The sequence below is a fragment of the Cellulomonas massiliensis JC225 genome, from assembly GCF_000312005.1.
GTDB classification, from domain to species: Bacteria; Actinomycetota; Actinomycetes; order Actinomycetales; family Cellulomonadaceae; genus Cellulomonas; species Cellulomonas massiliensis.
Genome location: NZ_HE978588.1, coordinates 1,542,682 through 1,547,891, shown reverse-complemented (window position 1 = coordinate 1,547,891; position 5,210 = coordinate 1,542,682). Strand labels below are relative to the sequence as shown.

Annotated in this window: 4 protein-coding genes; 3 read left to right on the top strand and 1 reads right to left on the bottom strand. The window is 75.7% G+C overall.

From position 1 onward, the window contains the following. Positions 1–294: 294 nt before the first annotated feature. Positions 295–1,107 carry an HAD family hydrolase gene (locus HGCM_RS07395; RefSeq protein ID WP_019136216.1) on the top strand — a complete coding sequence of 271 codons (813 nt, stop codon included), beginning with the start codon at positions 295–297 and terminating at the stop codon, positions 1,105–1,107. A gap of 384 nt (positions 1,108–1,491) precedes the next feature. Then, the gene (locus HGCM_RS07390; RefSeq protein WP_026075324.1) at positions 1,492–2,886 is read left to right on the top strand and encodes an NAD-dependent malic enzyme; all 1,395 of its coding nucleotides are present in this window, start codon (positions 1,492–1,494) and stop codon (positions 2,884–2,886) included. 24 nt (positions 2,887–2,910) lie between these two features. Here the strand turns inward: HGCM_RS07390 and HGCM_RS07385 are convergent, their stop codons facing one another. After that, positions 2,911–4,035 carry an NADH:flavin oxidoreductase/NADH oxidase gene (locus HGCM_RS07385; RefSeq protein WP_019136214.1) on the bottom strand — a complete coding sequence of 375 codons (1,125 nt, stop codon included), beginning with the start codon at positions 4,033–4,035 and terminating at the stop codon, positions 2,911–2,913. Between the two features lie 107 nt (positions 4,036–4,142). Between HGCM_RS07385 and HGCM_RS07380 the strand changes: the two genes are divergently transcribed. Next, positions 4,143–5,042 (top strand): formate/nitrite transporter family protein, encoded by a 900-nt coding sequence (locus HGCM_RS07380; RefSeq protein WP_019136213.1) that lies wholly within the window; start codon positions 4,143–4,145, stop codon positions 5,040–5,042. The last annotated feature ends 168 nt before the right edge of the window (positions 5,043–5,210 follow it).

Genomic DNA, 5,210 nt, shown 5'->3' with positions numbered 1-5,210 from the left:
CCAGCACGAACGCCCGGCCCGCCGGCTCCCGCGCGCCGCTCTCCCACGTCCCGTCCACGCGTCCACCGTCGGAGCCTGCGCCGCCCGCGTCCGCCCGTGCCGGCCACCCGGTGCACGAGCGCGCGCCCGGCCGCGCCTGTGGACGGCTCGCCGAGGCGGCGCCACCTCGCTGTCGGCCGGCCCCGATACGCTCCGACCAGCTCTCCCCTCGGCGCAGGGACGGCCGGCGCGCGCTGCCGGCCCCGCGTCGCGACGCCCGACGACGCCCGACCAGGACCCGACGAGAGGCCCGGCATGGACGCCCCACCGACCGCCCCCGGCACGCCGCCGGACGAGCGCCGGCCCGCCGCGTTCTTCGACCTCGACAAGACCATCATCGCCACGTCGTCCGCGACCGCGTTCTCCCGGTCGTTCCTGGCGAACGGGCTGCTGACCCGGCGGTCCGTGCTGCGGACGGGCTACGCCCAGCTGCTCTACCTCCTCGGCGGCGCCGACGCCGAGCAGACCGAGCGCCTGCGCGCCGAGCTGTCCCGCTCCGTCATCGGGTGGGACACCGCCCTCGTCTCGCGCATCGTGCGCGAGACGCTGCACGAGGCGATCGACCCCACCGTGTACGCGGAGGCCGTCGCTCTCATCGAGGAGCACCACGCCGCCGGGCGTGACGTCGTGATCGTGTCCGCCTCGGGGAGCGAGATCGTCGAGCCCATCGGCGAGCTGCTCGGCGCCGACCGGGTCGTCGCCACCCGGATGCAGGTGGTCGACGGCCGCTACACGGGCGAGATCGACTTCTACGCGTACGGCGAGCAGAAGGCCGCCGCGATCCGCCGGCTCGCCGACGAGCAGGGCTACGACCTCCGCGCGAGCTTCGCCTACTCCGACTCGGTCACCGACGCGCCGATGCTCGCGACGGTCGGGCACGGCTTCGTCGTCAACCCGGACCGGACGCTGCGCCGGCTGGCCGCCGCGGAGGGCTGGGGCGTGCTCACGTTCGTCCGGCCGGTCCCGCTGTTCTCGGCCCGGGACCGTCGGCGCGCGGCCGGGGTCGCGGTCGCCGTCCTGGTCACGCTCGTCGTGCTCCTGGTGCTGCGCCGTCGCCGCCGCTCCTGACCCGCCGCGACGGCCCGGGCGGTGCGGGTCGCATGCCGGACGCCCGTCCCACCTGGTGGTCGCCCCGGCGGGCTCACCTGGCCGGTCACGACGAGGGGTTCCGCTCGTGACGGGCCGGGTGTACCAAGGAGTCACAACTGCAGAGCCGCGGAGGCACCCACGCGCAGGAGCGCCCACCTATGGGCAGGTCGACCGGGCTGGACCCGTCGCGACCGACACGGTGCACGCCTGATCACCTCCCGGCCCGCAGAGCGGCGACGGCGTCCCCCGGGGCGCCGTCGTTCCGTGTCGCGGCCTGCCCCGACTGCTCCGACCTGCCCCGACCCGGCCCGGACCCTGCCTCGACCGCACGCCGCCCTCGCGACCGCGCGTCAGAATGCCGTCATGGCAGCTCCCAGCGTGTCCTCGTCCATCACCGCCCGGCTGCAGGTCCGGGCTCGGCCGACCGCGGTGAGCGAGCTCACCACGGCGATCGAGGCGGCGGGCGGGATCGTCACGGCGCTCGACGTGACGGCCTCCGGGCACGAGCAGATGACGGTCGACGTCACGTGCGCGACCCGCGGCGAGCAGCACGCCGCGGACATCGTCGAGACGCTCACGGCGCTCGCGGGCGTGCACGTCGAGCGCGTGAGCGACCGGACGTTCCTCATGCACCTGGGCGGCAAGCTGGAGATCCGCTCGAAGGTGCCGCTGCGCAACCGCGACGACCTGTCGATGGCGTACACGCCGGGGGTCGCCCGCGTGTGCGAGGCGATCGCGGCGAGCCCCGACGACGCGCGCCGCCTGACGATCAAGCGGAACACCATCGCGGTGGTCACCGACGGCACCGCGGTGCTGGGCCTCGGCGACATCGGTCCGCTCGCCGCCCTCCCCGTCATGGAGGGCAAGGCAGTCCTGTTCAAGCGGTTCGCGGACATCGACGCGTTCCCCATCGCGCTCGACACGACGGACGTCGACGAGATCGTCGAGACGGTGTGCGCGATCGCGCCGGTGTTCGCCGGCATCAACCTCGAGGACATCTCGGCGCCGCGCTGCTTCGAGGTGGAGCGCCGCCTGCGCGAGCGTCTCGACATCCCGGTGTTCCACGACGACCAGCACGGCACGGCGATCGTCGTCGTCGCCGCGCTGACGAACGCGCTGCAGGTGGTCGGCAAGGACATCCGCTCGGTGCGCATCGTCCTGTCGGGCGCGGGCGCCGCCGGCACGGCGGTCCTGCGGCTGCTGCTCGCGGCGGGCGCGCACGACGTGGTCGTGGCCGACGTCGAGGGCGTCGTGCACGCCGAGCGGCCGGGCCTGACGCCGCAGCTGGCGTGGACGGCCGGGGCGACGAACCCCCGCGGCGTCACGGGCACCATCCCCGAGGCCCTGGTCGGCGCGGACGTCTTCATCGGCGTCTCCGCCCCCGACGTCATCACGGGCGACGACGTGGCCCGCATGGCGCCGGACGCGATCGTGTTCGCGCTGGCGAACCCGCGGCCCGAGGTCGACCCCGACGAGGCCGCGCAGCACGCCGCGGTCGTCGGCACCGGCCGGTCCGACTTCGCGAACCAGATCAACAACGTGCTCGCGTTCCCCGGGGTGTTCCGCGGCCTGCTCGACGCGCAGTCGCACCAGATCACCGACGTCATGCTGCTGGCCGCGGCGCGGGCGCTCGCCGAGGTCGTCAGCCCGGACGAGCTCAACCCGACGTACATCGTCCCCAGCGTCTTCAACCCCGAGGTGACGACGCGGGTCGCGCACGCGGTGGCCGAGGCCGCCCGGGTCGGCCACCAGGCCTAGGACGCGCCGCCGGCCCCCGCCGGGTCAGCGCCAGGCACCGCGCGCGTACTGCGGCTGGTACCCCGTCGCGCGGACGGCGGCGAGGTCGACGTCGGCGGAGGGCTCCGCGACGGGCTGCGTCACGAGGTCCACCCCGAGCTCGTGCGCCGCGCGCAGGGGCCACATCGGGTCGCGCAGCGCGCCGCGGGCGACCATGACGACGTCCGCGTCGCCGTCGCGCACGACCCGCGCGGCCCGGTGCGGGTCGTCGAGCAGGCCCACGGCGGACACCGGCAGCCCCGAGGTCTCGCGGACCTCGCGCGCGGCCGGCACCTGGTAGCCCGGGGCGACGGGGATCTCGGCGGGCGCCGCGCCGCCCGTCGACACGTCGACGAGGTCGACCCCGTGCCCCGCCAGCTCGCGCGCGACGGCCGCGACGTCCGCGGTGCTCAGGCCGTCGGGGCGCCAGTCGGTCGCCGAGAGCCGGACGAGCAGCGGACGGTCCTGCGGCCAGGCGGCGCGGACAGCGTCGACCGTCTCGACCGTCAGGCGGGCGCGGTTCTCGAGCGACCCGCCGTACTCGTCGTCCCTCTCGTTCGCGAGCGGCGTGAGGAACTGGTGCAGCAGGTAGCCGTGCGCGGCGTGCACCTCGACGACGTCGAAGCCGGCCTCGAGCGCGCGCCGGGTGGCGGCCGCGAACTGCTCCGGCACGGCCGCGACCTCGTCCCGCGTCAGCGCGCGCGGCGCGGCGTACCCGGGGAAGGCGGACGCCGACGGCCCGACCGTCGCCCAGCCGCCCTCGTCGACCGGCACGGTGCCGTGCCCGGCCGAGAACGGCCGGTACGTCGACGCCTTGCGCCCGGCGTGCGCGAGCTGCACGCCGACGAGCGCGCCCCGCGCGTGGACGAAGTCGGTGATCCGCCGCCAGGCCGCCACGTGCTCGTCGTTCCACAGCCCGGTGTCCTGCGGGGAGATCCGGCCCTCCGGCACCACCGCCGTCGCCTCGGTCAGGAGCAGGCCGAACCCGCCCGTCGCGCGTGCGCCGAGGTGCACGAGGTGCCAGTCGTCGGGGGTGCCGTCCTGCGCCGAGTACTGGCACATGGGCGCGAGCCACGCGCGGTTGACGAACGTGGTGCCGCGCAGGGTGAGGGGATCGAACAGGGAGGGCATGGCGCCGACGCTACGTCGTCGTGCGCGCTCGCGCCGTGCCGCCCGGTGTCCGGACGGGAGCCCTTCGTCCCACGGCCGGGCGGCGCGGGTCGGGGACGCTGGAGGGCGTGCTGACCATCCCCGAGACCGTCGCCGTGCACGCGCAGGTCGCCCACCACAAGGTCGCGCTCCTGCGCACACCCGGCCTGTTCCTCGTCCGGACGATGCTCGCCGGGGCGTACATCGGCATCGGGGTGCTGATCCTCGCGACGGCCGGCGGACCGCTCGACGCGGCGGGGTCCGGCTTCGCGCCCCTCGTCAAGGGCCTCGTCTTCGGGGTCGCGCTGACGATCGTCGTCGTCGCGGGCGCCGAGCTCGCGACCTCGGCGATGATGATCCTCACCCAGGGCGCGGTCGTCGGGAGCGTGGCGTGGGGCCGGGCGGGCCTGACGCTGCTCGCGGTGCTGGGCGGCAACCTGCTCGGCTCGCTCGCGTTCGCGGGGCTCGTGCACGCGTCCGGCGTGCTGGCGCCGGGGACGGCCGGCGGCGCCACGATCGCGTCGATGATCGAGCACAAGGCCGCCGAGACCAACGTCGAGCTGTTCGTCCGCGGGATCCTCTGCAACGTCATGGTCTGCCTCGCCGTGTGGTGCGCGGCCCGGCTGACGAGCGAGGGCGCGCGGATCGCCGTCGTCTTCGCGTGCGTGATGGTGTTCATCACCTCGGGGTTCGAGCACGTCGTCGCGAACATGACCACGTTCGGGCTGGGGCTGTTCGGCGGTCTGCCGGGTGCCACCGTCGCGGAGCTCGCCCGCAACGTGCTGCTCGTCGGCCTCGGCAACACCGTCGGCGGAGCGGTGCTCGTCGGTCTGGCCTACGTCCACGGGGCCCGTCCGGTGCCCGCGGCCGGCGAGCCGCGCGCGGCATCGGCAGCGCCGGTGGGGGCGCCCGCCGGCGTCGCGCCCCTGCCGCCGGCCGACGCACCGCGACGGACGGACGGCGAACGGGCGGCCGCCGCAATACGGTGAGCGGGCAGCGGTGCGGAGGTCGCGCCGCCGGAGGGAGCCCGTTGATGAGCACGCCCGAGCGGCCCGGTCCCGACCAGCCGGCCGAGCCGACGCCCGCGCCCACGACCCCGACGACCCCCGACCCCGTCGGCGCACCGACGGAGCGGATCGAGCCGGCGTCGTCCGGCC